Raw genomic sequence first — 26,489 nt, 5'->3', positions numbered from 1 at the left:
CTGTCACTGACGCGACCGAAGAGGAAACGAGCTTGACGCATCTGATTTCGACGGAGCCGGCGACCGGTGCCGAGTTGTGGTCCGGCGACGTCGGCGATGCGGCGACGGAAGTGGCGGCCGCCCGCGAGGCCTTTCCGAGCTGGGCCGCGCAATCGGTCACCTTTCGCGCCGAGACCCTGCGGCGCTTTGCCAATGAGGTCCGGGCGGAAGAGGGCAGGTTCGCCGACCTGATCGCGCGCGAGACCGGCAAGCCGCTGTGGGAAGCGAAGACCGAGGTGGCTGCGGTCATCAACAAGGTCGACATCTCGATCAGCGCCTATCTCGAACGAACCCCGCAGCGGAAGCTCGAGGCGGCGCTCGGGCAGAAGATCGCCGTTCGCCACAAGCCGCATGGCGTGCTGGCGGTGCTCGGACCCTACAACTTCCCGGCGCACCTCCCGAACGGGCACATCGTGCCGGCCCTGCTTGCCGGCAACACGGTGGTGTTCAAGCCGTCGGAAAAGACCCCAGCGACGGGCGCGATGCTGGTTGCGCTGATGCATCGCGCCGGCGTTCCGGTGGGCGCGGTGCGCCTGCTCATCGGAGGTCCCGATGAAGGCCGGGCACTGGCAGGCGAGCCGGACATCGACGGCTTGCTGTTCACCGGCTCGGCTAGGGCAGGGCAGGCGCTCCACCGTCAGTTCGCCGACATGCCGCACAAGATCCTTGCGCTCGAACTCGGCGGCAACAACCCGCTGGTCGTGTGGGACGTCAAGGATGTGGAATCGGCCGCGACCATTGCCGTCCAGTCGGCCTTCCTCTCGGCCGGCCAGCGCTGCACCGCCGCTCGCCGCCTGATCGTCCGCGAGGGGGCCGAGGGCGATCGGCTCGTCGCGGCGATCCTCAAGGTGATGAACCGGATCATCGTCGACGAGCCCCACGCCAACCCACAGCCCTTCATGGGCCCGGTGATCGACCTTGCCGCCGCCGATCACCTCCAGACCCAGTTTCTCGACCTGATGATGAAGGGAGCCCGCGTCATCCGCCGGCTCGACCGCCCGTCCGAGACCCGTCCGTTCCTGACCCCCGGGCTGATCGACGTGACCGAAGTCGACGACCGTCCCGACGAGGAGCTGTTCGGGCCGGTGCTCCAGCTAATCCGCGTACCGGACTTCGAGGCTGCCATTCGCGAGGCCAACAACACCCGCTTCGGGCTCGCCGCGAGCCTCGTGGGCGGGGCCCCCCAGCTCTACGATCGTTTCTGGAGCGAGGTCCGCGCCGGGGTCATCAACTGGAACAAGCCGACCAATGGCGCTCCGTCGACCGCGCCGTTCGGAGGCGTCGGCCTGAGCGGAAACCATCGCCCGAGCGCTTTCTACGCCGCCGATTATTGCGCCTATCCGGTCACCAGCAGCGAGGCCGAACTGGCCCGGGCCTCGATCGGCGAAGGGCTTCGCGACCCCAACATGCTCGAGGACTAGGCCGCCAGCGCCTTTGCGCTCCGGTGTCCCGCGGGAGCTGTCGCCAGTCCCGCTTCGGAAGACAGCAGCTCGACATAAGCCGCGGTGGTCCTCGCCAGGTCGAAATCCGCCGCCCGGGCCCTGAGTCCATCGCTGTCGCGCGGTGCCTCGATCCGGCGCCCGATCGCAGCCGCCAGCGCGTCGGGACTCGGCTCGGCCAGTGGTCCGACCCGGCCATCGTCGAGCAGCTCGGCCGCACCGGTCGCGGTACGGGTCGCGACCACCGGGCAGCCGTTCGCCATCGCCTCGAGCGTCGCATTGCTCATCCCCTCGTAACGCGAGCAACAGACGTAGGCGGCGGCGCGTCGGAAATAGGGGTGCGGGTTGGGCTGGAAGCCCTCGAAGCGGATGTCGTCGGCGACCCCCAGCTGGCGCGCCAGCTTTTCCAGCCGATGGCGCCAGGCATTGCGCTCCTCGCCGAGGATCATCAGCCGCAGGGGTCGGGTCGCGCGAAGCCGAGCGAAGGCGGCGATCAGCAGCTCGAAGTTCTTGAACTTGTCGATCCGGCCGACGCCGAGAATGACCGGCGGCGCGCCCGGCGCGAACCACTCGTGCTCGAACGGCTGCTGTGCCTTCTCCTCGATCGCGGTGCGGTCGATGCCGTTGGGGATGACCACGATCTGCTCGGGCGCGCAGTCGGTCTCGCGGCGCAGTTCGCTGGCGATCTCCTGGCTGACGGCGATGAGCCTGGCGGCACGGGCATGGCGCCGCTCGCCCTTCCACTTCTTGTAGTGGAAGCGCATCCAAAGATAGGGATTGAGCGTGCCCTCGGGCTTGGGCAGCAGCCCGGTGCTGATCCGGAGCAGCAGCCGGGTGGGATGGCGGGCGAGCCTGGTCGCCGCCGCCGCGAAGCTGTGGAAGTGGTTGCCTGCCGACAGCAGCAGGCGCGGGCGGCGCTCGTCGATCAGCTCGGCAAGATAGGGAACCGTGGCACGGCCGGCCCGCCGCCGGGCCCCTCGCGAATAGTTGGTTCCGAGCGGATCGCCGAACTCGACCACCGGGATGTTCGCCGGGACCTCGCCCTTCATCACCCCGCTCGCCTGCACCACCCACAGCTCGACCCGCAGCCCGGCACGCGCGCTGGCGGCGGCGATCCGGAGCGCGTTGCGGACCACACCGGTGGGGCCGAAGTCGAACATGACGATCGCCACGTCGAGGCCCGAGGATTGTTCACGCCTATCCATGGCGTTCCTCATAGCACCGCCATCTTGGCAGACTCATGGCAGCCCGAAATAGGTGGCCCTGAGTGCGGGCAGGGGAGCACGGAGCACCGTGCTCCCGAACCTTCCGCTTTAGCGGGTGCGGTTGAGACGGATGTCGGTCACGCGGCCCTGATAGTCGACGTTGCAGCGGAAGCGGAGGTCGCCCTGCGCGCCGTAGCCCGACTGACCGTAGGCCGACTGGCCGTAGCGACCGGTATCGAGAAGGCCGGTAACGCGGAGATTGCCGCGATTGCGACGCTCGACATTGGTGATGGCGGTGACCCGGGCGTAGCCCGCGACCTGCTGGTTGTAGCCATAGGCATTGCCGTAGGGCGACTGGTTGTTCGCCGGGTAGGTCCGCGACGCCTGGGCCGCGGCGGCGCTGGCGCACTGGGTGATCGCGGTCCGGTCGTTCACCGCATAGCGGTTGCCGAGCAGCTGGGCGATGGCGTTGCTGAGCGGCCCGCCCTGCTGCTGGTAGCCGTAGCCCGGCTGCTGGTAGCCATAGCCCGGCTGCTGGTAGCCATAGCCCGGCTGCTGCTGGGGATAGGCGTAGCCCGGCTGCTGCTGGGGATAGTAGCCGTAGCCCGGCTGGCCCGGATAGGGCTGGGGGGCGGGCTGCTGCGGCGCCGGATAATATTGGGCCGCGGCCGGAGCGGCGACGGCGCCGAGAGCGACGGTCGCGGCGATGATGGACAGGGTTCGCATGGGAATACTCCTCGTCTCGCCCGGAACAGTACCGGCGAGTTTCTTGAGGAGGTAACGGCTGAACGCCCCGCCAGTCGCATGAACTGAAAACAACAGCCTGCGGCAGGAAAGCGACAGTTTCAGCCCGGACGAGGCCCGAAGTTCTCGAAGTTCACAGGGTGCGGGGTTTTCGCGGGGCGGCAAAGTTCCCGAAGTTCACAGGGTCGGCCCCTCCGGCGTGGCCGCGGAGCGTGGCGGCGGAAGCACAGCCGCGGGCGGGGGAGCGGCGGCCTCGAGCGCGCGGTGGCCCTTCCTCCGCTCGAGTTCGTCGACCGGCGCATAGTTCAGCGGATCGCGGACCCGCAGCAGATAGCAGCCGAGCAGGTCGTGGTGGACGGTCCTGGTCGCGACCACCTCGCCCTTGTGGACGATCGGCACCTCGTGGCCGTGGATCGCGCGGTCGAACAGCGTGTCGGCGAGGACCACGGTATTGGCCATCAGCGCCTCGTTCAGCGCTGCGGCGAAGGCCGGCGCACGCGGGCACAATTTGTAGACCGAGCGGCGGGTCATCCCCGCGGCCCTTGCGGCGGCGAGGATGCTGCCATGCTCGGCGACCCGCTCGAGGAACAGGATCCGGCGCTCGGCGGTCCAGCCATCGCGGCGGATTCCGGGCGGGACCTCGGCGATGACCGCGGCATATTCGCCCTCGTAGACCCCGCACTCGCCGTCGTCGTCCTCGCCCCTCGGACGCTCGGCGGCAGCGGCGGCGAGCCGGGTCCTGGCCGCCTCGGGCTCGGCCTTGCGGCGCTGCGCCGCGACCCACGCCTCGCGCGCGGCGGCCTCCTCGGCCCTGATCCTGGCGTTGATCTCGATCGAGGCGGCATCCATCGCGGCGACCCGCTCGGGATCGTCGGCGGGGACGTGCGGGATCGGGGTGCGGTCCTTGTGGCCGTCGCCATAGGGGTACCAGCGGTCGTCCCAGTCAAGCCGGTAGAGGAGGTCGTCGAGGACGCTGCGGACGACGTCGCCGGGGTCGGCGGCAAGCGGAAAGCGGTGCGGGTTGCTGCTCATCGACGAGGATAGAACAGGCGAAATCCTACTAGTAAAGACCTCGGGCGCAGGGGAGCATCCGCGCACCGGGCGGCGGCCAGCGCGGCGCGCGGCCGAATGCCGATCGAACCAGAACCGAGCAAGTCGAGGCGCTTCCGCACCACATCGGTGTCATGGTTAACGCGGCTGCGGCGCCTTCGTGGGCAGGATGGCCGGGCCTTCGCCGCCAGATCGTTGGCCGGCCTTGCTCGGGAGCCCCACCATGAAGATGCTGATCACCGCATTGCTGTTCCTGGCGGCGACGCCACTGTCCGCGGCCGACCACGGCCGCCGCCCGCCAGGGGACGATGGCGACGTTCAGGCTTGCGGGACCAACGATCCCGATCCGGAATGCGACGTCTATTGGGTGCGCGGGCAATGGCTGCCGCGCGAATTCATCCTCGACTGGTGCGCGAACCTGCCCGACCAGTCGAGCCAGAACGTCAACGTGCAGATGTGCCAGCGGCTCGGGCTGTTGTGAGGTCCTTTTGAGGCCGGTCGGCGCGAGCAGGAAGCGGCACCCCGGACCCGGTCCGGGGTGCCCCCTTGTAAGCCGTGTTCAGTCGCGGTCCTTGAGGATGTCGACATAGACTTTCTCGGTGCCGCCGCGGACATGGACCTTCACATATTTGTCGGGATCGTCGACGCCGAATTCGGCGTGCCAGCGATGGGGATGGCCCTTCATCCGACCGGAGCCTTCGGTCACCTCGAGGATGACGCCGAAAATGGTGGGGTTGAAGTCGCTATGGTCTTCATGCGCCTTCACCGTCGCGTCGGCGCTATGGGCCATGACCGTACCCTCGACCTTCAGAGTCGTCGGCGAGACCGGCTGCATCCGCGCCTTGGCGGTGAGAAACTTCTCCTGAACATCCATCGATACGCTCCTCGGTTATTGATCGGGTTTATCGACTGGGCATTGGCACAGTGGCACGATGGTGCCGAAAGTCGACCATCAACCCGCTGGTAAGGCGGGCATGGCAGGAGGCGGCATGGACGCGTCTTTTGTTGATTCGCTGCGCGGGGGTTCGCCCCTGTTCGTGCAGCTGGTGCCCTTCATCGTCTTCGGGCTGGTGCTGATCGGCGTGCTGAAGCTGCTCGACGTCGGCGGGCGGATGAAGCGCGAGCATGACCGCGAGGCGTGGAAGCTGCGCAAGATGCGGCGCGGCGAGTGGACTCAGCGACCGCGCAAGGGGCCGCCGCCGGGGTGGCATGGGCCGTGGGGCGCTGCCGCGGAAGGCTCGAACGTCACCAGCATGGAGACCCGGCGGCCGCTGGGCGAGGGCGCGAGCCGGGTGCCCGACGCGGCGGACCAGCTGCGGATCGTCGAGCAGAGCGCGTTCAAGGCCAAGCGGCTCCTGAACAAGGGCGAGGCGCGGGTGCTCGCGGCGCTGGAGCCGATCGTCGCCGAGCTGGAGCCCGGCTGGCGGGTGTGGAGCCAGGTGAGCCTCGGCGAGGTGCTCGACGCCGACAGTGTCGAGGCGTTCAACACGATCAATGCCAAGCGCGTCGACTTCCTGCTGGTCGACGGCCATCAGCAGCCGCGGATGGCGATCGAATATCAGGGGCAGGGCCACCACCAAGGTGCGTCGGCCGCCCGCGACGCCGTCAAGCGCGAGGCGCTGCGCCGCGCGGGCATCGGCTATGGCGAGGTGTTTGCGGGCGACGGCCCGGCGGAACTGGCGCAGGTGGTGGCGCGGGTGATGGCCGGGGCGGGTGTGAAGCAGACGTTTGGGGTGCGCGCCGAGCGCGGGTGACCCGCGCAGCCACCGGGGAGACGGCCGGATGAGCCACGAAACTAGCCAGCCAATGCCGTCGCTGCTGGCACGATCCGAAGTCTTAAGTGCGAAGGTTGGTCGGTTGCGAACTCTGCTTTCTGCTCATTCTTCTCCTTCAAAGCAGACGGCGATCCAACACTCAACCCGAAGAAGCTTGGTACGACATGTGAACTCTACTTGACAACGTCTACCGACCCTCTGGTACCTTTCGGCCGGGTTTTGCAATTGTCGCTCTTGGCCCCTCCAATTTATTTGGAACGGAGCCGATATTGCGACTGCGCTGGCTAGAGGTAATTCTTGCTTTCTCCTCCCATAAATGCGTGGCCAAACACGCCCGAACACGAAAATGCTGTGTTCTTCGCGCAAGCCATTCACGGTTTTCTCAATCAGGGAAGCTTTGAAGGCTTTAGGTCGTACTCTCTCGACACACTTGGCCGCCTTCAAGAAGCCATTCAGGTCTCGAACGCCGTATTAGGGAAGCGGATGAAGGAAGTGGTTCTGCCACCCGTCGTCGCCGAACTCGCGTGGTCTCTAGAGAATGACGAAGCAGCTCTCGCTATATCTCGACCACAAGTGATGCACTTCATCGAGATTTCTAAAGGGCAGAAGATAAAACCTCATGATGTACTATATGCTTCAACTTCTCTTCTGAATAAACTTACGAATAAATACCGTGAAGTACTTACCGGTATTCTGCTAGATGAGATCCGCGTCGGCGGAAGGAAGCACGTAATTCTGAATACGACCGGCTTCCTAGTAAGCAACCTCATCAGCAGCGGATTTGACAGGAACTTTTTGATTGATTGCGTTGAGGACCAGCTGCTTACTAAAGAGATAACTGAAAATGCTTGGGATGTTGTAAAACAATTTACTCGGCAGTTTTCTCTTACAAAAAAGAAATTCAAGGTGATTTATCTCGTAAATCGACCATTGGCTGACATACTTAAAGTCGACTCGGACTGGAGTATTGTTGAAGAAGAACAGCTGCCTGAACATGCGAAGAAGCAGATCAAAGATTGGGGAGAAGTTCGCCCCGCAGACATGGTGATTGCACAATCAGAAGTTGCCGCGGCGGATCCTTTTAGTGCAACAGTTCAAGCATTCTTGGCTCTCGATCAGGCCAAAGCGATCACGGTCTTACAAGTTGAGCAAGAAGAAAATCGACATAGTGACTTTAGCTATGTCTATCTCGCAAAGTCGGCGCGATCAGGTACCGCTTTGCGGATGTACCACGATGTGCCAGGAGTGAAAAAGGTTGACTCTATTGTTTCTGGACACAGCCGAAGAAGTTCACAGAAGATAATTAGCAATCTACAAAAGTCTTTTTCAGAGTCTTCGCGCGAAAGAATTGCTAGGGCGATGGCTACAGCGAACGTTATATCTGAAAGTCGCCAAGACGAAGTGAGTCTCATATCACTGTGGTCTACGATCGAGATACTGTTAGGGGACCCGCCCGACTTTGACTCACGTATCAGTCACTTTCTGAAGCTTCTGGTGCCGCTCGTTGTAGTACGTTATCATCGTCGTATTTTTGCAGCTCTCCACGATCAAATAACTGTAACCTATCCAAAGAGCTTTCAAGCCATTGTCAGAAAACTTAAGATCGAGACTACTGGCACTTCTCATACCTTGTTTGCGAAGCTGATGCTTTTACCAGAGCACGAGGCATTGCGAATGGAGGTGATAGGTTTGCTCGGTGAAAATCCTTTACTTCGTCATCGTCTTGGAAGGGTGCAAGGTCAGTACCGGACGCCAAGGGAAGCGCTAAAGACCGTACAGGGGCACGCAAGTCGAGTTGAGTGGCACCTGAACCGCATATATAGAACTCGCAATACGTTAGTGCATGCAGGAGAGAACCCACCGTACACGGAATCTCTCGTGCAAAATACGCTAGAGTATTTTAGAAGTGCAGTCCTCAACATAATACGAGTGGGATCGAAATCTCCATGCGATGCAGACCTAGACCAAGTTATAGCTGAGATCGGTTTCGACTGGGCAATTGTGCAGCGCCATCTAACTGCTAATCAGAAAGAGTCGGAATTTTCCAACGAACTAGTGACGGCGGTATTTAAGGAACTCTAAGTTTCATCAGAGAACTTCAAAACTGAGCCCTAATTCACCCCCTCAACCACCTTCTTCCGCCGCCCGCGCCTTGGAGCCTCTTCTTTGGCTTCGGCGGCTGGCTTCTCTTCCAAGCCCCCTCCGTCGCTTGCAGCGACACCTCCCCCTAAAGGGGGAGGGGCGAGGGTGGGGGAGCGCTCGAGCAGCGGCTTGAGATAGTGGCCGGTGTAGCTCCGCTCTTCCTTCACCACCTGCTCGGGGGTGCCCTGGGCAACGATCTCGCCGCCCTTGATGCCGCCTTCGGGGCCGAGGTCGAGGATCCAGTCGGCGGTCTTGATGACGTCGAGGTTGTGCTCGATCACGACCACGGTGTTGCCCTGCTCGACCAGCGCGTGGAGGACTTCGAGGAGCTTGCGGACGTCCTCGAAGTGGAGGCCGGTGGTGGGCTCGTCGAGGATGTAGAGGGTGCTTCCAGTCGCGCGGCGGGAGAGCTCCTTGGCGAGCTTGACCCGCTGCGCCTCGCCGCCCGAAAGGGTGGTCGCCTGCTGGCCGACCTTGATGTAGCCGAGGCCGACCTCGGCCAGCATCGCCATCTTGTCGCGGATGCCGGGGACCGCCTTGAAGAACTCGACCGCGTCCTCGACCGTCATGTCGAGCACGTCGGCGATGCTCTTGCCCTTGTGGAGGACCTCGAGCGTCTCGCGGTTGTAGCGCTTGCCGTGGCAGACGTCGCAGGTGACGTAGACGTCGGGGAGGAAGTGCATCTCGATCTTGAGCAGGCCGTCGCCGGTGCAGGCCTCGCAGCGGCCGCCCTTGACGTTGAAGGAGAAGCGGCCGGGCTTGTAGCCGCGGGCCTGGCTCTCGGGGAGGCCGGCGAACCAGTCGCGGATCTGGGTGAAGGCGCCGGTGTAGGTGGCGGGGTTGGAGCGCGGGGTTCGGCCGATCGGCGACTGGTCGATGTCGATGACCTTGTCGAGCTGGTCGAGGCCGGTGACCTTGTCGTGCTTGCCGGCAAGGATGCGCGCGCCGTTCAGGGCCCTAGCGGCTGCGGCGTAGAGGGTGTCGATGGTGAAGCTCGACTTGCCCGAGCCCGAGACGCCGGTGACGCAGGTGAAGGTGCCCAAAGGAATCGACGCGGTGACCCCGGTGAGGTTGTTCTCGCGCGCGTTGTGGACGGTGAGCTTCTTGCCGTTGCCCTTGCGGCGCTTGGCCGGAAGCGGGATCGAGCGGCGGCCCGAGAGATAGTCGGCGGTGAGGCTGCCCTCCTGCTGGAGAAGGCTGTCGAGGGTCCCCGAGTGGAGCACGGTGCCGCCGTGGACGCCCGCGCCTGGGCCCATGTCGATGACATGGTCGGCGGCGCGGATCGCGTCCTCGTCATGCTCGACCACCAGCACGGTGTTGCCGAGGGACTTCAGCCGCTGGAGGGTCTCGAGCAGGCGGTCATTGTCCTTCTGGTGGAGGCCGATCGAGGGCTCGTCGAGGACGTAGAGGACGCCCGACAGGCCCGAGCCGATCTGGCTGGCGAGGCGGATGCGCTGGCTTTCGCCGCCGCTGAGCGTGCCGCTGGTGCGGTCGAGGTGGAGATAGTCGAGGCCGACATTGTGGAGGAAGCCGAGGCGCTCGTTGATCTCCTTGAGGATCGCCCGGGCGATCTCCTGGTGCTGGGGGGTGAGCTTGGCCTCGAGGCTGCCGAACCAGGCATAGGCGTCGGCGACCGAGCGGCGGACGCCCGAGGAGATGTGCTCGCCGGCGATCTTGACCGCGAGCGCCTCGGGCTTGAGGCGAGCACCGTGGCAGGTCTCGCAGGCGTGCGCGGCCTGGTAGCGGGAGAGCTCCTCCTTCATCCACGCGCTCTCGGTCTGCGCCATCCGGCGGTTGAGGTTGCCGATGACGCCCTCGAAGGCTTGGCGGACCTCGTAGCTCCTCTTGCCGTCGATGAAGCGCAGCACGATCGCCTGGCCGCCGGTGCCATGGAGGATGGCGCGCTGGTGGGCGGGGTCGAGGTCCTTCCACGGGGTGGTGAGCTCGAATCCGTAATGGCGCGCGAGGCTCGAGAGCACCTGCATGTAGTAGGGTGAGGGCGGCTGGCTCTTGGCCCAGGGCACGACCGCGCCCTTGGCGAGGCTGAGGTCGTGGTTGGGAACGACGAGATCCTCGTCGAACTCCTGCCGCTCGCCCAGGCCGTCGCAGGCCGGGCAGGCGCCCTGGGGGGCGTTGAAGGAGAACAGCCGCGGCTCGATCTCGGCGATGGTGAAGCCGCTGACCGGGCAGGCGAACTTCTCGGAGAAGCAGATCCGCCCGGGGGGCGCGTTGGTGGCGAGGACGGCGCGGTCCTTGGCCTTCTCAAGCGCGGCGGCGACTCCGGTCTTCTCGGTGCCGGCGGGCTCGACCGGCGGGTCGGCGGGATCGAGATAGGCGAGCCCGTCGGCGAGCTTCAGCGCGGTCTCGAAGCTGTCGGCGAGGCGGGTCTGGATGCCGTCGCGAACGACGATCCGGTCGACCACGACCTCGATGTCATGCTTGTACTTCTTGTCGAGCGCGGGCGCCTCGTCGATCTCGGTGAAGGTGCCGTCGATCCGGACGCGGGTGAAGCCCGCCTTCTGCCACTCGGCCAGTTCCTTGCGATACTCGCCCTTGCGGCCGCGAACCACGGGGGCGAGGAGATAGTGGCGGCTGCCCTCGGGCAGCGCCATGACGCGGTCGACCATCTGGCTGACCTGCTGCGCCTGGATCGGCTCGCCGGTGGCGGGCGAATAAGGGATCCCGACCCGCGCCCAGAGCAGGCGCATATAGTCGTAGATCTCGGTCACCGTGGCGACGGTAGAGCGCGGGTTGCGGCTGGTGGTCTTCTGCTCGATCGAGATGGCGGGCGAGAGGCCGTCGATATGCTCGACGTCGGGCTTCTGCATCATCTCGAGGAACTGGCGGGCATAGGCCGAGAGCGACTCGACGTAGCGGCGCTGGCCCTCGGCATAGATGGTGTCGAAGGCGAGGCTCGACTTGCCCGAGCCCGACAGGCCGGTGATCACCGTCAGCTGGTCGCGCGGAATGGCCACGTCCACGCCCTTGAGATTATGCTCGCGCGCGCCCTTGACGGTGATGTGAGTCAGCATGGGTGTGGTATGTTCCGCTTCTGTTCTGGAGGCAATCCCTCGACTGCACTCGGGACGAGCGATGCGTGGGCGCGAGTGCGCGAAGTGGGTAGCGAAGGGTAAAAAGGCAAGAAGGTGAGGGGGGTTAGGCGAAGGCGTGATGGATCGTGGCAGCGTCCTTCGACCTCGCTCAGGACGAACGAGGATGGGGGCGCTTCGTGACAGGCCCTCCGCCATCCCCTCCCGCGAGGGTGAAGGGAGAAGGCAGGGGCCCCTCCCACGCGCGGGCGGGGTGCCAAAGGCTCAGTAGCGGTCGCGGCGTCCGTTGCGATCGAGGTCGCGGCTGTGTTCGCGTTCGCGCTTGTCGAGGGTGTAGCGGACGTCCTCGCCGGTAAAATCGACGCGGTAGCCCTGGCGGCGCTCGTCGTAGCGGAGGTCGTCCCACTGGACGGGGAAGTAGCGCTCGTCGAGGCCGAGGAAGCCGGTGGCGTGACTCAGCACGGCGTAGCGGACCTGGCCGCGGACCTTGTCGATCATCAGCGTCTTGATGCTGCCGAGGCGCTGGTCGTCGCGGCCGTAGACTGGGGTGCCCTCGACCTTGTTGGAGGCGATGAGGTCGCGGGTCTCGTCGGTCGGGACGGCGACGCGGCTGCTGTCGTCGCGGCCGTAACGGCGGCGGGGCTCGTCGTGATGGCGTTCGCGGTCGTCGCGGTCGCGGGCGCCGAAGAAGCCGCGCCCGGCGGGACGATGGTCGCGGTGACGTTCGTCGCGGATACGATCGCGATCGCGATCGCGGTCGTGCAGGTCGTCGTCGTAGCGGTCGTAGGCCATGGCTCGGGCTCCCTCGGGCAAGTGCCCGGTACCAAAGCGGCAGGCGGTCGAGCGTTCCCTCGCGGTGAAGGGTCGTTATTCGACCCGGAAGTCGGTGACGACGAGGCGCGCGGGGCCGGTGGCGGCGATGCCGTGGCCGAGCCCGTCGCCGCCGCCGAGCACCAGTCCGACCGCGAAGGGCTGGGCGAGGGCTGCGCGGAAGGCGGCGGGGCTCGAGCGGGCGCGCGAGGTCATGATCGCGGTCCAGTCGGCGGTGAGCGGGGCGACGATGGTCCGCTCGCCCGGGTTGCTGGCGTCGAGGGTCTGGGTGGCGAAGCTCGCATACCAGCGGAAGGTCTCGAACGGCCCGCGCGCGCTCCAGTCGTCCCCGGCGCGCTGGAGGTAGAGGGTGGCGAGCGGGGGAAGGCGCGGGTCGGTCACGGGATAGACGCGGACCCCGGGCGCGGCCTCGATGCGATAGCGGATGACGAGGCGGCGGGCGCCGGCGAGGCTCGCCCGGCCGAGCGCCTGCGGAGCGACGGTGAGGCCGTGGAGGCTGCCCGGGCGACCGGGGATCTCGACCGAGATGGCGCGCCCGGCGACGGCGCGGGGCCGCAGCGGGAGCCCGCGCGAGACGCTTTGGCCGCGGACGATCGGACCGACGGTCCAGGCCGAGGCGGGCGGAGGCGCGGCGACGAGCGGGGTGGTCGCGGCAAGGGAGGCAAGAGCGAGGAGGAAGCGCATGACGCGGGTCCTAGCGGGGGTCACGCGACTGCAGCCTGAACGGGGTGGACTGACCGGGACGCGCTGCTAGGCTCCCCGATGTTCAGGGTGGCGTTGCGAGGACGAGATGACGGGGGCGTGGAAGATTGCGGCGGGCGCCGCGGCGGGCGCGATGTTGGCGGGTCTGGCACCACCAACAGCACCCGAAGAGCCGAACCTCGCGAAACCGACATCGGGCTGGCAGGTCGACTTCGGCGAGCAGCGCTGCGTCGCGATGCGCGAATATGCGCTGGGCGAACGCAAGGTTCTGGTGGCGCTCGAGCCCGATCCCGCCAACGACGGTGCGCGCCTGCTTTTCCGGGTGCCGCTAGCCGCGAGCGCCAAGCCGGTCTTCGGCTGGAGCGAGGCCAAGGTGACCGCGGACGGGAAGGCGATCAGCAAGTTCGTCAGCAGCGCCCCGTCGGCCAAGGAAGGGCAGTTGTTCGTCGCCGGCTGGAGCGCCGACACGCTTCCCTCGGCGCCGCCGCTCGCGACGCTCGGTGAGGTCGGGATCGAGAGCAAGGCGCTGACCGGCCGCTTCCCGCTGACGGGCATGGCCAAGATCGACGTGCTGCTTCGCGAGTGCAATCGCGGCCTGCTCGAGAGCTGGGGGATGAGCAAGGCGGTGCAGGCCGAGGTGACCCGCTGGCCGACGCTCAAGGTGCCGGCGGGGCGGCTGTTCAACTATACAGACTATCCGACGGTGGCGATGATCCTTCGCCAGCAGGGCGACGTCCGGACCCGGCTCAGCATCAACGAGAAGGGCCGGGTGACGGATTGCAAGATCCGCTATTCGAGCGGGTTCGACCTGCTCGACAGCGCGACCTGTCGCGGGCTGATCCAGCGCGGGCGCTACGAGCCGGCGCTGGGCAAGGACGGGAAGCCGATGCCGGCGCTGGCCTTCCAGTCGGTGCGCTGGGTGATGCCGGACTGATGGTGGACGGTGGCGAGGGAAGGTCGGGGACGACGATGATGGCGAGATGCAACACCGTCGGCCTGCTGATGGCCGCTGCGACGGTTGCGACGGCGGCCGAGGCCAAGCCGCTCGAGCTTCGCGGGCAGCCGACGGGCTCGTGGACCATCGACTTCGCCGAGGAGCGCTGCGTCGCCCTTCGCGAATATGGCGCCGGGGACAGCAAGCTGCTCCTCGCCTTCGAGCCGGCGCCGCACGGCAAGGACATGACCGTCATCCTGCGCCTGCCGGTGAACGCGCCGCTGGAGAAGGCGATGCGTGTCGATCGTGGCGCGGGGCAGCTAGCGCTCAACGGCAAGAGGATTTCCGACCATCTGGTCTCCCGCCGCCCGGCCGACCCAGGTCTGCTGATCAGCAGCACCTACCGCCCCGCCGAGAGCGAGGCGCCGGCGCTGGACCAGCTCGTCAGCCTCGAGATGCGGTCGGCGAGCGTCGATGCGCGACTGCCACTGTCCGGGATGACAAATCTGGCGCCAGTCCTGGCCAAGTGCAACCAGTCGCTGCTGGCCTCCTTCGGCCTCGCGGAGGCCGATCAGCAGCGGCTTGCACGCTGGCCCGAGTCCAAGGCGCCGATCGTCTCCTACATCGACGATGGGGATTACCCGGCGGATGCGATCCGAAACGAGGAGCAGGGACGTGTGCTGGTCCGCTTCTGGGTCTCGGCGGAAGGGCTGGCGACGAGCTGCGCGGTCCGCCAGAGCAGCGGCTCGGCCCTGCTCGACCGGACGACCTGCGAGATACTGCAACGGCGGGCGCGGTTCGATCCGGCGCGCGACAAGGCGGGGGCTGCGATGGCGGCGCCCTCCTTCGCGGAGATCCGCTGGGTCATTCCACGCTGAGCGGACGCGGAGAGAAATGGGTTGACGGCAACCGAAACGTTCCTTAGACGTTCTCCGTCTGTTCACTGTGCTTCCAGGGGGAGCTTGCCATGCTCACGGCCAAGCAACGCGAACTTCTGACCTATATCGACGACCGGCTGCGTGCGACCGGGGTGAGCCCGAGCTTCGACGAGATGCGCGCGGCGCTCGACCTCAAGAGCAAGTCGGGAGTCCATCGGCTGATCAGCGCGCTGGAAGAGCGGCAGTTCATCCGCCGCCTGCCGAATCGCGCGCGGGCACTGGAAGTGATGCGCTCGCCCGACGGCGGCGGCGTGGCGGCCGCGGCGCACCAGGCGGGGTCGGCGATGCCGCGGCCGGTGGTGGTCGCCAACGACACGATGGAAATCCCGATGGCCGGGCGGATCGCGGCTGGAACCCCGATCGAGGCGCTTCAGGGCAATGACAGCTTCGCGGTGCCCGCCGCTTTGCTCGGCCCGGGCGAGCATTACGCGCTCGAGGTGTCGGGGGACTCGATGGTCGAGGAGGGGATTCTCGACGGCGACTATGTGCTGATCCGCAAGTCGGACACGGCACGCGAGGGCGAGATCGTGGTCGCGCTGATCGATGACGAGGAAGCGACCCTCAAGACCTTCCGCCGCGAAGGCTCGATGATCCGGCTCGATCCCGCCAACCGCGCCTACGAGCCGCAGCGCTACGAGCCGCGCCGGGTGAAGGTGCAGGGCAAGCTCGCCGGGTTGATCCGCCGCTACCATTGATTGAAGGGCGGCTACCGGCGGAAGCGCCGGCGCTGCAAGCCACGGGACTTTAGCTTTGCCGGGCCTCTTCCAGGAAGCGGCCGAGCAGGGTGAGGCCGTGCTCCGAGGCGACGCTCTCGGGATGGAATTGCACGCCGTGGATCGGCGCCGAGCGGTGGCGCAGGCCCTGGATGGTGCCGTCGCTGCCATGCGCGGTCGCGAGCAGCGGTTCGGGCAAATGCTCGGCGACAAGGCTGTGATAGCGGGTGACCGTCAGCGGGGAGGGCAGGCCGGCGAAGAGCCCGCTGCCGTCGTGGTGGATCGGATCGGTCTTGCCGTGCACCGGCGCCGCCCGGACGATCCGTGCGCCTGCGGCCAAGGCGATGGCCTGGTGGCCGAGGCAGACTCCGAGCAGCGGCTTGCCCGTCTCGAGGCAGGCGGCGGCGAGCGGCACCGAGATTCCGGCCTCCTCGGGGCGGCCAGGCCCGGGCGAGATCAGAAGCGGTCCGTCATGCGCCAGTGCATCGGATACGGTGATCTCGGTCGAGCGCACCACCGCCACCTCGGCGCCCAGTTGGCGCAGATAGTCGACCAGCGTGAAGGTGAAGCTGTCGACATTGTCGATGACGAGGACCGCGGGCACCGCCTTGCTGTGGGTCAAGTGCGGCGGGAAGGGAAGCGTCGTCTCACGGTGGGAGCAGGACAGTAGGGGGGCGGGAGGAGTAGGTCCGGTGAGCCTCTCGCGGGGCGCCCCGAAAAGGCGTATGATGCGGGTCGCACGACATTGGAGGATGATGCCATGAGTCGAGTGCGAACCTTGCTGACCCTGACCCTTTGCGGGCTCGTCGGCCTGACGGTCCCGCTGGATGCCGCGGGGGCCAAGTCCAAGACCATCGGAGCTCCCAATTTCGAGAAGGGAGAGTTCAGGCCCGATCGCTGGGCCTTCGCCCGAGACTGGGAGGAGATGCGGCTGGCGCAGGCCGGCAGCTATGGCGACGCGCTCCGCTTCGCCGAGTGCGTCCGGCGCTTCGACCCGGGCATCGCCGCCGAGGTGATGGCGCGGCCGCTCGCCGACCCGGCGCAGCGGACCGACCTCGTCAGGATCGCGCAGCAGTATCGCGGTTGCGGCATGCGGGTGGCGGTGCCGGCCATGCTGGTCCGGGCGGCCTTCGCCGAAGTCGGCCTGCGCGGCGCCACGGGCATGGGCGCACCGGGCTCGGTCGGTGTCCCGGCGCAGATCCGCGATTTCCCGGTGGCGGCGCTCGCCGGATGCCAGCTGCAGGAAGCGCCGGCGCTGGCGATGGCGCTGCTCGCCACTCGGCCGGGAGGAAGCGAGGAGGAAGCGGCGGCGCAGCGGCTGGTCGAGCAGACGCCGCGCTGCGGCGCGCTCGCCCGCGGTTCGATCACGCCGACCGCGGCGCGGCTTGCCGTCATCCAGGCGGCTGCGATGCAACGCCGCTGAGCGGCGGGTCGCAGCGGGCGGCGACATGGTCGCCCGCTGCAGTCGCCGTGATCAGCTGCCCTGCAGGATGCGCTGGCGGGCGGCCTTGATCGCGTCCTCGTTGCGGGTGACCCCGAGCTCCTTCTGAGCCGCCGAAAGCCACTGGACGGCGAGTTCCTCGGCGACCGCACGGTTGAGGACGGTCAGCTGCTGCGCGATCAGGGTCGGGTTGGAGGTGGCGTCGCCCTGGGTCACCCGGTCGAGCTTGACGAGGTAGATGCCCGACGGGCCTGCCGCACGCTGGGCCTTGCCCGGCGTGAGGGTGAACAGGATGCGGAGCGGCGGCGGGACCTCCTGGCCCTGCTGCGCGAACTGCGACAGCGCGCCGCGGCGAAGGTCGATCCCCTCAGGAGCGCGGATGCCGCTGATCCCGGCCGAGCGGACCGCATCGGCCAGCGAGCCGCCACGCGCGGCCGTCTGGAGGATGGTGGTCGCGGCGGCGTTGGCGCGATCGGCGGCGCGCTTGGCGATGAAGTCGGTGCGGACCTGCGCCGCGACGCGGGCGAAGGGCGCCGGTGCAGCGGGGATCACGTCGGTCACGTCGAGGAGGGCGTAGCCACCCTCGTTCGGGAGCGACTCGACCACCGGATCGTCGTCAACGCCGAGATCGAAGCCGAAGGCGGGCATTCCGGCATAGTCGGTGGGCAGCTTGAAGTCGGGCTGGTCGACCGCGATCCCGCTGCGGGTCAGCGCCGGGGTGACGACCACCGGGAGGCGATTGGCCTGCGCCACTTCCTCGAAGGTGCGGCCCTCGCCGAGCTGGTCCTCGACCTTGCCGACGAGGTCGGCGAGCGCTTCCTTGCGCTTGTCGACGGTGAGCTTGGCGACGATCTCGGAGCGGGCCTGGTCGAGCGAGCGGCCGGTCGCGGTCGAGATGCTCTCGACCTTGATGACGTCGAAGCCGGTGCTCGACTGGACGGGGCCGACGACGGTCCCGGCGGGGGCGGAGAAGACCTGGGCGGCGACCGCCTCGCCGGCGAGCGCGGCGAGCTGCTGGCGGCTCTGCGGCCCGAGGCTGACGTCGGCGGCCGAGAAGCCGGCGGGCGCCGCGGCCGCGGCGAAGTTGGCGGCGCCGGCCTTGGCGCGGGCGGCGATCCCGGCGGCGGCGGCCTGATCGGGAAGCGAGGCGCGCGACAGGACGCGGGTCTGCGAGCCGCCGTAGGTCGCCTGGTTGGCCTGGTAGTAGGCCGCGACTTCCTGCTCGGTCGGGGCGATGGCCCCGAGCTGCGCCTCGGTCAGGCGGGCAATGCGGAGCACCCGCCGCTCGGGGATCGTGTAGCGCGCCGCATTCTGGCGGTAGAAGGCGTCGAGCTCCTGCGGGGTCGGTGCAGCGCCGCCGGTGAAGGCCGCGAAGGGCAGCAGGCCGAGCTCGCCCTCGCGGCGCTCGAGCAGCAGGTTGGCGTAGGGACGCGCGAAGCTCTGGCCGAGGCGGGCGTTGGCGGCGACCGGGGTCAGGACCAGCCGCTGCAGAAGGGCGGTCTCGATCTCGCGGCGAAGCTGGGCGTCGGTGATACGCTGCTGCTGGAGGAAACCCTGATAGGCTTCCTCGCTGAAGCGTCCGTCGAGGCCCTGGACGCCGGGCAGCTTGACGATCTCGGCGTCGACCAGCTTCTTCGAGACGGTGAAGCCATGCTTGCGCGCATAGGCCCACAAGGTCCGCTCCTGGATCAGGCTGTTGACGACCGCGTCGAAGTCGCCGGCGAGATCGGCGTAGGTCGCCTGCGGGTTCTGCTGGCGGAGCTGGGCGAGCCGGCGCTGCATCGCGAAGTCGAGCTCGGCCGCGGTCAGCTCGGCGTCGCCGACCTTGGCCAGCGTGTTCTGCGGCAAGGAGCCACCCGAGCGCAGGTTCGAAATGTCCGACACCGCGAAGCTGGCGAGGATCAGCAGCAGGAAGAGGATCAGGATGCCGGTGCCGATCTTCGACTTGGACAGGCGGCGGAAAGACTTCATGTGCGGGGACGATCCTGATCGTGGAACAGCGTGGGAAGGCGCTTTAGGGGCGCTGCCGTCTGGCTTCAAGCGGAGCGCCTTGCTAGGCGCCGCGGCGACAACGCGGAGTGAACGACAAGATGGTCAAGCTGATCGCCGGCAACTGGAAGATGCACGGAACGGCGGACAGCCTGGCCGAAGTGCGGGCGATCGCCGAATGGGCGCGCAAGTTCGAAGGCGGGGTCGAGGTCGCGCTGTGTCTTCCGGCGACCCTCATTCACCGCGCTGCCGAAGCGGTACCGGGCTTCACCATCGGGGCGCAGGACCTGCACCACATGGAAAAGGGCGCGCACACCGGGGACATCTGCGCCGCGATGCTCCACGACGCCGGCGCGAGCATGGTAATCGTCGGGCACAGCGAGCGGCGCGAGGCGCACCGCGAGGCCGATGCCGACGTTCGGGCGAAGGCCGAGGCCGGATTGGCCGCCGGGCTCAAGGTCATCCTGTGCGTGGGCGAAAGCCTCGAGGTGCGCGAGGCCGGGCGGGCGGAGCAGACGGTCGCGGCGCAGGTCGACGCATCGCTTCCCCGGACTGCGGTCGATCCAGCCGTCTTCTCGGTCGCCTACGAGCCGATCTGGGCGATCGGGACCGGCAAGGTCGCCGAGCCGATCGACATCGAGGAAATGCACCGGGCGATCCGCGAGCGGCTGGTCTCGGCCTATGGCGAGGCGGGCACGGGCGTCCGCATTCTCTACGGCGGTTCGGTCAAGGCGAGCAACGCGGCCGAGATCTTCGCGGTGCGCGAAGTCGGGGGCGCGCTGGTCGGCGGGGCAAGCCTGACCGCGGCGGACTTCCTCCCGATCGTCGAGGCCGGCGCGGCCTGATCAAATCGGGTGCGGCGTTGATGTTTGGCACGGCGCTCGCTAAGTGCGCGCCACGCAAATTCCTGCTCTTTCCTGAAAGTCGCCGATGTTCGCCTTCCTGCTCATCGTCCAGAGCCTCGTCACGCTCGGCCTGATCGTCGTCATCCTGCTGCAGCGGTCGGAAGGCGGCGGACTGGGCGTCGGCGGCTCGTCGGCCGGCTTCATGACGGCGCGCGGCGCGGCGGACTTCCTGACCCGCGCGACCGCAGTGCTCGGCGGACTGTTCGTGGTGCTGTGCATCCTGCTGGCGGCGATCGCCGGCACCCGCGACGGGCAGAAGGTCGATGCGAGCATCGCCAACCAGCCGATCCAGCAGGCGCCGATCAGCCCGCTCGAGCCGGGCGGAAACCCGCTGTCGGCGGCGCCGGCCGGGCCGAACAATGCCAAGCCGAACGATGCCGCCCCGGCGACTACGCCGGCGAGCAACGGCGCGGTTCCGCTGGCCCAGTAATTCCGTCCATCGTCCCTGCCCAGGCGGGGACGATGGGCAGCCTTGCTGCGCGCTTTGAAAGGTGCCGGTCTTCGCCGGGACGACGCCTTTTTGCTTGCCCTTTCCCCCCTCACATCCCTAAGGCCCGACTCCCATGGCGCGGTTTGTTTTTGTCACCGGCGGCGTGGTTTCCAGCCTCGGCAAGGGTCTCCTCTCGGCTAGTCTCGCAGCATTGCTGCAGGCGCGCGGTTACGCGTGCCGGATCCGCAAGTTCGATCCCTATCTGAACGTCGATCCGGGGACGATGAGCCCCTATCAGCATGGCGAAGTCTATGTGACCGACGACGGGGCCGAGACCGACCTCGATCTCGGCCATTACGAGCGCTTCACCGGCGTGTCCGCGCGGCAGTCGGACAATGTCACCACCGGGCGCATCTACCGCGACATCATCGCGCGCGAGCGGCGCGGCGACTATCTCGGCGCGACGGTGCAGGTCATCCCGCACGTCACCAACGCGATCAAGGAGTTCGCGCTTGCCGACACCGAGGGCCTCGACTTCGTCATCTGCGAGATCGGCGGAACGGTCGGCGATATCGAGAGCCTGCCCTACATCGAGGCGCTGCGGCAGCTGAGGAACGACCTCGGGCGCGGCAATACGGTCAGCGTCCACACCACGCTGGTGCCGTGGATCAAGGTCGCGGGCGAGCTCAAGACCAAGCCGACGCAGCACAGCGTTCGGGAGATTTCGAGCCTCGGAGTCCAGCCCGACGTGCTGCTGTGCCGCTGCGAGATGCCGATCCCCGAGGCCGAGCGGGCCAAGATCGCGCAATTCTGCAACGTGCCCAAGTCGGCGGTCATCGAGGCGCTCGACGCGCGCTCGATCTACGACGTGCCGCTGCAATATCACCGCGAAGGCCTCGACGACGAGGTGCTCAAGGCGTTCGGGCTGCCGACCGACCCGCGTCCGGACCTCAGCCGGTGGGAAGAGGTGATGGACTCGGTCGATCATCCCGAGGGCGAGGTGACGATCGGGGTCGTCGGCAAATATGTCGGCCTTCCCGATGCCTATAAGTCCTTGCGCGAGGCGCTGGTCCACGGCGGGATCGCCAACCGGGTCAAGGTCAACATCAAGTGGCTCGACGCCGAGCTGTTCGAGAAGGGCGAGGACCTCGCCGGCGAGCTCGAGCCGATGCACGCGATCCTGGTCCCGGGCGGGTTCGGCGAGCGCGGAAGCGAGGGCAAGATCGCGTCCGTGCGCTTCGCCAAGGAGCGCAAGGTGCCGTTCTTCGGAATCTGCCTCGGCATGCAGATGGCCTGCATCGAGGGCGCGCGGGCGGCTGGCTTCGAGGGCGCGTCGAGCACCGAGTTCGGCGACACCAAGGAGCCGGTGGTCGGGATGATCACCGAGTGGATGAGCGAGGAGGGCCTGCAGGAGCGGGCCGCCGGCGGCGACCTCGGCGGGACGATGCGGCTCGGCGCCTATGAGGCGGTCCTCGGCGGCAACAGCCATGTCGCGGCCATCTATGGCACGACCACGATCAGCGAGCGGCACCGCCACCGCTACGAGGTCAATGCCCACTACAAGCCAGCGCTCGAGCAGGGCGGGCTGGTGTTCAGCGGACTGTCGCCGGACGGGCGCCTGCCCGAGATCGTCGAGCGTCCGGATCATCCGTGGTTCGTCGGGGTGCAGTTCCACCCCGAGCTGAAGAGCCGCCCGTTCGAGCCGCACCCGTTGTTCGCGAGCTTCATCGCGGCGGCGGTCAAGCAGAGCCGGCTGGTCTAGGACCTTCGCCCGGGGCACCTATATGGGCCCGGTGAACGCTCCCGCTTCGATCAAGCCGCGCGCGACGCTGGTCCGGATGGTCATGCCCGACCACGTCTGCCCGTTCGGGCTGAAGGCGCTGCACCTGCTCAGGAGCCGCGGCTACGAGGTCGAGGACCGGCACCTGCGCACGCGGGAAGAGACCGACGCGTTCAAGGCGGCCGAGGGGGTAAAGACGACCCCGCAGGTGTTCATCGACGGCGTTCGGATCGGCGGCCACGACGACCTTCGCCGCTTCCTCGGGCTTCGGGTCGCCGAGCCCGGCGCGACGAGCTACCGGCCGGTCGCCGCGCTGTTCGGGATGACGGCGGCGATGGCGATGGCCCTGAGCTTCGCCATGTACGGGACGCCGTTGACGGTGATGGCGGGCGAGTGGTTCATCGGCCTGTCGATGTGCGTGCTGGCGCTCTTGAAGCTGCAGGACATCGAGAAATTCTCGTCGATGTTCCTCAACTACGACCTGCTCGCGAAGCGCTGGGTGCCATATTCCTATGCCTATCCCTGGCTCGAGGGTCTCGCCGGCGTGCTGATGCTGAGCGGCGCGGCGCAATGGCTGTCGGTGCCGATCGCGCTGGTCATCGGCGGGATCGGCGCGGTGAGCGTGTTCAAGGCGGTCTATGTCGACAGGCGCGAGCTCAAGTGCGCCTGCGTCGGGGGCTCGTCGAACGTGCCGCTCGGCTTCGTCTCGCTGACCGAGAACCTGATGATGGTCGCGATGGCGCTGTGGATGGTGGCGCGGTGACCCGGCCTTGCGGGCAGAGCCCGGCGCGCGCATGGGTCCGTTGATGCGGCTGCTGCTCGCCCTTTTCGCTTTCGTCGCGCTTGCCCTGGCCCCGCTCGGGCTTCCGGCAGAGGCGCGCGCGGCCGACGACCATTGCACCGAGATGGCCGGGATGGATCATGGCCGCCAGGCCCCCGACCATTCCGCACCGGCGGGGGTGAAGAGCTGCTGCACCGCGCTTGCCGCGGCACTGCCCGCGAGCCTCGCGGTCGAGCCCAGGCCGGTTCCGAAGGTCGCCGTCATGACGATCGTCCTTCCGGCGCAGCAGGGCGTTCGCCGCGAGGTCGAAGTCCCGCCACCGCGCGGCTGATCCTGAACCAGCGCCGACGCGGCTGTCGCGTCGGGCCGACGAACAGCAGCGGATGCCGACCCCTGGCGTCCGCCGATCAGGATTATGTGACCGATGACCAAGACCTTCCTCCTGGGGGCGAGCAGCCTCCTGACCCTCCTTGCCGCCACGCCGGCTTCCGCCCAGCATGCGGGGCACGCGGGCCACGCCATGCCGATGCCCGCGCCCAAGCCGACGGCGCCGCAGCCCACGCCGCCGAAGCAGGCCGCGCCAAAGCCCGATCGGGCCGCCGCCACTGCGCCCGACCCGCACGCCGGGCATGACATGGCGACTCCGCCAGCAGCCGATCCGCACGCCGGGCACGACATGAGCGCCACGCCGGCAGCGGACCCGCATGCGGGGCACGACATGAGCGCGATGGAGCATGGCGACCATGGCGCGATGACGGGCGCGCTTGGCAGCTATCCCGCGGGCCGCGAATCCTCGGGCACCGCGTGGCAGCCGGATTCGGCCGAGCATCGCGGACTGATGACGCAGGTCGGTGACTGGCACCTGATGGGCCATGCCGACCTTTTCGGGGTCTACAGCAAGCAGGGCAGCCGCCGCGGCGACGACAAGCTGTTCGGCGCGGGCATGATCATGGGCATGGCCCGGCGCCCGGTGGGCGAGGGGACGCTGCAGTTCCGGGCGGCCTTCAGCCCCGACCCGCTGATGGGCAGGAGCGGCTATCCGCTGCTTCTGGCGAGCGGGGAGACCGCGAACGGGGTCGACCGGCTGATCGACCGTCAGCACCCGCACGACTTCGTGATGGAGTTGTCGGCCAGCATTTCGCAGCCGATCGGACCCAGGAGCAGCGTCTTTCTCTACGGCGGACTTCCGGGCGAGCCGGCGTTCGGACCGGGCGCCTTCATGCACCGCGAATCGATCATGGATTCGCCCGAGGCGCCGATCAGCCACCACTGGCTCGACTCGCAGCACATCAGCTTCGGCGTGCTGACCGCCGGGCTGGTGCTCGACCGCTTCAAGGTCGAGGCCTCTCGGTTCAACGGCCGCGAGCCCGACCAGCGGCGATGGAACATCGAGACGGGCAAGCTCGACTCGACCGCGCTCCGGGCCAGCTGGAACCCGACCGACTCGCTCTCGCTCCAGCTCAGCTGGGCGAGCCTCAAGGACCCCGAGCAGCTCGAGCCGGGGGTCGACCAGAAGCGCTGGTCGGCGAGCGGCATCTACGCGACCGACCTCGGCAGCGGCTGGCGCTCGGCGACGACGCTGGCGTGGGGCCGGAAGAGCGCCGAGGGGCACGCTTACGACGCCTTCGTCGCCGAAAGCTCGCTCAAGAAGGGGCTGTGGACGCTGTTCGGGCGCGGCGAGATCACCGAGAACAGCGAGCTGCTGCCGATCGACCACGAGGACGAGGATCATCATGGCGAGGCCTTCCGGGTCGGGAAGATCTCGGCCGGAGCGATCCGCGACTTCGCCATCGCGCCGCAGGTGAAGCTGGGCGTCGGCGGGCTGGTCGCGGTCAACTTCGTGCCGGAGGGCCTGCGCGAGGAATATGGCAAGTCGCGGCCGCTCGGCGGAATGGCCTTCGTCCGGCTGAAGGTCGGCTAGTCGATCGCCTGCGAGAGCAGGAGTCCAGTTCGTCAAACAGCAAAGACGCTGGGCTCCTGCTTTCGCAGGGGAACAGCTTGGTTTAGGAGGATCACCATGATTCAGCTTATTCTCGCGGCGCTGATCGCCGCCGCTCCCGCACCCCCCGCTCCGGCTCCGAAGACCGACCATGCCGGTCATCACGAAGGCATGAAGCACGAGGGTCCCTGCTGCCCCAAGGACGGCAAGCCGATGGACTGCTGCAAGGACAAGCCGATGCCCTGCTGCGAGAAGAAAGCCGAGACGAAGGCTCCGGCCGACGCTGGCGCCCACAATCACGCGCACTAAGTAGGCGACCATGAGCGAGACCATGCACAGCCGGATGATCGTGCTCGGCTCCGGCCCGGCGGGGCTGACCGCGGCCATCTATGCCGCGCGCGCCGGGCTGAGCCCGATCGTCATCCAGGGCATCCAGCCCGGCGGCCAGCTTACCACCACGACCGACGTCGAGAACTATCCCGGCTTCCGCGACGTCATCCAGGGTCCCTGGCTGATGGAGGAGATGCAGGCACAGGCCGAGCATGTCGGCACCCGCATGGTGTGGGATCATATCGACCGGGTCGAGCTCAACGGGCGGCCGTTCCGGCTGCATGGCGACAGCGGGACCGTCTATCTGGCCGACACGTTGGTGATCGCGACCGGGGCCCAGGCCAAGTGGCTGGGCCTGCCGACCGAGGAGCGGATGAAGGGCAAGGGCGCGAGCGCCTGCGCGACCTGCGACGGCTTCTTCTATCGCGGCAAGAAGGTGGCGGTGATCGGCGGTGGCAACACCGCGGTCGAGGAAGCGCTCTACCTCACCAACCACTCGGACGACGTGACCCTGATCCACCGCCGCGACAGCCTGCGGGCGGAGAAGATCCTCCAGGACCGCTTGTTCGCGCACAAGTCGGTCAAGGTCATCTGGAACAGCGAAGTCGAGGCGTTCCTCTCGGGCGGCGAGCCCGAGGCGCTGACCGGGCTTCGGCTGAAGAACCGCCTCACGGGTGAACTCAGCGACCTGATGGTCGATGGCGCGTTCGTCGCGATCGGCCACAAGCCCGCGACCGAGCTGTTCGCCGGGCAGCTCGAGCTCGACAGCGACGGCTATCTCGCGGTCGAGACCGGTTCGACCCGGACCAATATCCCCGGCGTGTTCGCCTGCGGCGACGTGATGGACAAGGTCTATCGCCAGGCGGTGACCGCGGCCGGAACGGGCTGCATGGCCGCGCTCGACGCCGAGCGCTTCCTCGCGGCGGAAGAGTTCGCGGAGCTGCAGGCGGCGGAGTGAATCGGCTCCTGCGCAGGCAGGGCCCAGTGACCTTGGTCTGCGAAGTTACTGGGCTCCTGCCTTCGCAGGAGCGCTAGAGTAGGCGCCCGACGAAGGCGATCAGCGCGCCGTAGGTGGCGAAGTCCTCGGCTTCGACGTCGCTGTCTTCGACCAGCACGTCGAAGCGTTCCTCGATTCCCGTGAGGAGGTTGGCGACCGCCATCGAATCGAACTCGGGAAGTGCGCCGAACAGCTCGGTCTCGGCGGAAAAGCCGGCGACCCGCTCCGGCGCAAGGCCGAGCACCTCGGCGAGCAATGCGCGCAGGGTCTGGTCAACGTCGCTGTCCGACAGGATCTGAGGCTTGGCCGCCATGGTGGCGCGGCCTCTAGGGGAG

26 protein-coding genes are annotated in these 26,489 nt (G+C 67.4%); 16 read left to right on the top strand and 10 right to left on the bottom strand.

The genetic code is table 11. From position 1 onward, the window contains the following. Window positions 1-32: 32 nt before the first annotated feature. A complete protein-coding gene (gene astD / locus ABD727_RS09750) occupies window positions 33-1,460 on the top strand; it encodes a succinylglutamate-semialdehyde dehydrogenase (protein WP_344707220.1) in 1,428 nt (475 codons plus the stop codon). On the opposite strand, the gene ABD727_RS09745 is transcribed toward astD, so the two are convergent. From ABD727_RS09745 to ABD727_RS09735, 3 genes are all read right to left on the bottom strand, one after another. Next, window positions 1,457-2,683 carry a glycosyltransferase gene (locus ABD727_RS09745; protein ID WP_344707219.1) on the bottom strand — a complete coding sequence of 409 codons (1,227 nt, stop codon included), beginning with the start codon at window positions 2,681-2,683 and terminating at the stop codon, window positions 1,457-1,459. The genes astD and ABD727_RS09745 overlap by 4 nt on opposite strands. A 108-nt stretch (window positions 2,684-2,791) precedes the next feature. Continuing rightward, on the bottom strand, window positions 2,792-3,409 hold the full coding sequence (locus ABD727_RS09740; protein WP_344707218.1) for a hypothetical protein: 618 nt from the start codon (window positions 3,407-3,409) through the stop codon (window positions 2,792-2,794). 195 nt (window positions 3,410-3,604) lie between these two features. Further along, complete coding sequence (locus ABD727_RS09735; RefSeq protein ID WP_344707217.1) at window positions 3,605-4,459, bottom strand: hypothetical protein; 855 nt, start codon at window positions 4,457-4,459, stop codon at window positions 3,605-3,607. A gap of 241 nt (window positions 4,460-4,700) precedes the next feature. On the opposite strand from ABD727_RS09735, the gene ABD727_RS09730 reads away from it, so the two are divergent. Beyond that, window positions 4,701-4,958 carry a hypothetical protein gene (locus ABD727_RS09730; RefSeq protein ID WP_344707216.1) on the top strand — a complete coding sequence of 86 codons (258 nt, stop codon included), beginning with the start codon at window positions 4,701-4,703 and terminating at the stop codon, window positions 4,956-4,958. 78 nt (window positions 4,959-5,036) lie between these two features. Here the strand turns inward: ABD727_RS09730 and ABD727_RS09725 are convergent, their stop codons facing one another. Then, window positions 5,037-5,351 (bottom strand): hypothetical protein, encoded by a 315-nt coding sequence (locus ABD727_RS09725; protein ID WP_344707215.1) that lies wholly within the window; start codon window positions 5,349-5,351, stop codon window positions 5,037-5,039. A gap of 115 nt (window positions 5,352-5,466) precedes the next feature. On the opposite strand from ABD727_RS09725, the gene ABD727_RS09720 reads away from it, so the two are divergent. Together ABD727_RS09720 and ABD727_RS09715 are read left to right on the top strand one after the other, a co-directional pair. Next, on the top strand, window positions 5,467-6,231 hold the full coding sequence (locus ABD727_RS09720) for a DUF2726 domain-containing protein (RefSeq protein WP_344707214.1): 765 nt from the start codon (window positions 5,467-5,469) through the stop codon (window positions 6,229-6,231). A gap of 318 nt (window positions 6,232-6,549) precedes the next feature. Continuing rightward, window positions 6,550-8,334, top strand: a complete 1,785-nt coding sequence (locus ABD727_RS09715; protein WP_344707213.1) for a hypothetical protein — start codon at window positions 6,550-6,552, stop codon at window positions 8,332-8,334. Window positions 8,335-8,363: 29 nt separating this feature from the next. On the opposite strand, the gene uvrA is transcribed toward ABD727_RS09715, so the two are convergent. From uvrA to ABD727_RS09700, 3 genes are all read right to left on the bottom strand, one after another. Continuing rightward, complete coding sequence (uvrA, locus tag ABD727_RS09710; RefSeq protein ID WP_344707212.1) at window positions 8,364-11,426, bottom strand: excinuclease ABC subunit UvrA; 3,063 nt, start codon at window positions 11,424-11,426, stop codon at window positions 8,364-8,366. Between the two features lie 282 nt (window positions 11,427-11,708). Beyond that, window positions 11,709-12,236, bottom strand: coding sequence for a PRC-barrel domain-containing protein (locus tag ABD727_RS09705; RefSeq protein ID WP_344707211.1), 528 nt, complete (start codon window positions 12,234-12,236; stop codon window positions 11,709-11,711). Window positions 12,237-12,311: 75 nt separating this feature from the next. Further along, a complete protein-coding gene (locus tag ABD727_RS09700; RefSeq protein ID WP_344707210.1) occupies window positions 12,312-12,959 on the bottom strand; it encodes a hypothetical protein in 648 nt (215 codons plus the stop codon). A gap of 106 nt (window positions 12,960-13,065) precedes the next feature. Between ABD727_RS09700 and ABD727_RS09695 the strand changes: the two genes are divergently transcribed. The 3 genes from ABD727_RS09695 to lexA all read left to right on the top strand — a co-directional run bounded on the left by ABD727_RS09695 (window position 13,066) and on the right by lexA (window position 15,544). Further along, window positions 13,066-13,911 carry an energy transducer TonB gene (locus ABD727_RS09695; protein ID WP_344707209.1) on the top strand — a complete coding sequence of 282 codons (846 nt, stop codon included), beginning with the start codon at window positions 13,066-13,068 and terminating at the stop codon, window positions 13,909-13,911. 38 nt (window positions 13,912-13,949) lie between these two features. Next, window positions 13,950-14,789, top strand: coding sequence for an energy transducer TonB (locus ABD727_RS09690; protein ID WP_344707208.1), 840 nt, complete (start codon window positions 13,950-13,952; stop codon window positions 14,787-14,789). 89 nt (window positions 14,790-14,878) lie between these two features. Then, window positions 14,879-15,544: a transcriptional repressor LexA gene (gene lexA / locus ABD727_RS09685; RefSeq protein ID WP_344707207.1), complete on the top strand. Its 666-nt coding sequence runs from the start codon at window positions 14,879-14,881 to the stop codon at window positions 15,542-15,544. Window positions 15,545-15,593: 49 nt separating this feature from the next. Here the strand turns inward: lexA and ABD727_RS09680 are convergent, their stop codons facing one another. After that, window positions 15,594-16,184, bottom strand: a complete 591-nt coding sequence (locus tag ABD727_RS09680; RefSeq protein WP_344707206.1) for an anthranilate synthase component II — start codon at window positions 16,182-16,184, stop codon at window positions 15,594-15,596. A 138-nt stretch (window positions 16,185-16,322) separates the two neighbouring features. Here ABD727_RS09680 and ABD727_RS09675 point away from each other — a divergent pair, with 138 nt between their 5' ends. After that, window positions 16,323-16,985 (top strand): hypothetical protein, encoded by a 663-nt coding sequence (locus tag ABD727_RS09675; RefSeq protein ID WP_344707205.1) that lies wholly within the window; start codon window positions 16,323-16,325, stop codon window positions 16,983-16,985. A 51-nt stretch (window positions 16,986-17,036) separates the two neighbouring features. Here ABD727_RS09675 and ABD727_RS09670 read toward each other — a convergent pair whose 3' ends face one another. Continuing rightward, window positions 17,037-18,974: a peptidylprolyl isomerase gene (locus tag ABD727_RS09670; RefSeq protein WP_344707204.1), complete on the bottom strand. Its 1,938-nt coding sequence runs from the start codon at window positions 18,972-18,974 to the stop codon at window positions 17,037-17,039. 119 nt (window positions 18,975-19,093) lie between these two features. Between ABD727_RS09670 and tpiA the strand changes: the two genes are divergently transcribed. From tpiA to trxB, 8 genes are all read left to right on the top strand, one after another. Next, the gene (tpiA, locus tag ABD727_RS09665; protein WP_344708061.1) at window positions 19,094-19,837 is read left to right on the top strand and encodes a triose-phosphate isomerase; all 744 of its coding nucleotides are present in this window, start codon (window positions 19,094-19,096) and stop codon (window positions 19,835-19,837) included. A gap of 85 nt (window positions 19,838-19,922) precedes the next feature. After that, window positions 19,923-20,327: a preprotein translocase subunit SecG gene (gene secG / locus ABD727_RS09660; protein WP_344707203.1), complete on the top strand. Its 405-nt coding sequence runs from the start codon at window positions 19,923-19,925 to the stop codon at window positions 20,325-20,327. Between the two features lie 133 nt (window positions 20,328-20,460). Beyond that, complete coding sequence (gene pyrG / locus ABD727_RS09655; RefSeq protein ID WP_344707202.1) at window positions 20,461-22,089, top strand: CTP synthase; 1,629 nt, start codon at window positions 20,461-20,463, stop codon at window positions 22,087-22,089. Between the two features lie 76 nt (window positions 22,090-22,165). Beyond that, window positions 22,166-22,870, top strand: coding sequence for a MauE/DoxX family redox-associated membrane protein (locus tag ABD727_RS09650; protein WP_344708060.1), 705 nt, complete (start codon window positions 22,166-22,168; stop codon window positions 22,868-22,870). 31 nt (window positions 22,871-22,901) lie between these two features. After that, window positions 22,902-23,219 carry a hypothetical protein gene (locus tag ABD727_RS09645; RefSeq protein ID WP_344707201.1) on the top strand — a complete coding sequence of 106 codons (318 nt, stop codon included), beginning with the start codon at window positions 22,902-22,904 and terminating at the stop codon, window positions 23,217-23,219. Window positions 23,220-23,312: 93 nt separating this feature from the next. After that, window positions 23,313-24,809, top strand: coding sequence for a hypothetical protein (locus tag ABD727_RS09640; RefSeq protein ID WP_344707199.1), 1,497 nt, complete (start codon window positions 23,313-23,315; stop codon window positions 24,807-24,809). Window positions 24,810-24,905: 96 nt separating this feature from the next. Next, window positions 24,906-25,136 carry a hypothetical protein gene (locus ABD727_RS09635; protein ID WP_344707198.1) on the top strand — a complete coding sequence of 77 codons (231 nt, stop codon included), beginning with the start codon at window positions 24,906-24,908 and terminating at the stop codon, window positions 25,134-25,136. A 34-nt stretch (window positions 25,137-25,170) separates the two neighbouring features. Beyond that, window positions 25,171-26,115: a thioredoxin-disulfide reductase gene (gene trxB, locus ABD727_RS09630; RefSeq protein WP_425566809.1), complete on the top strand. Its 945-nt coding sequence runs from the start codon at window positions 25,171-25,173 to the stop codon at window positions 26,113-26,115. 73 nt (window positions 26,116-26,188) lie between these two features. On the opposite strand, the gene ABD727_RS09625 is transcribed toward trxB, so the two are convergent. Continuing rightward, window positions 26,189-26,467, bottom strand: a complete 279-nt coding sequence (locus ABD727_RS09625) for an acyl carrier protein (protein WP_344707196.1) — start codon at window positions 26,465-26,467, stop codon at window positions 26,189-26,191. Window positions 26,468-26,489: the final 22 nt, after the last annotated feature.

Source organism: Sphingomonas swuensis, assembly GCF_039538045.1.
Classification (GTDB): Bacteria; Pseudomonadota; Alphaproteobacteria; order Sphingomonadales; family Sphingomonadaceae; genus Sphingomicrobium; species Sphingomicrobium swuense.
Note: the sequence above shows the minus strand (reverse complement) of the source record. Positions and strands in the feature narration are given on the sequence as shown.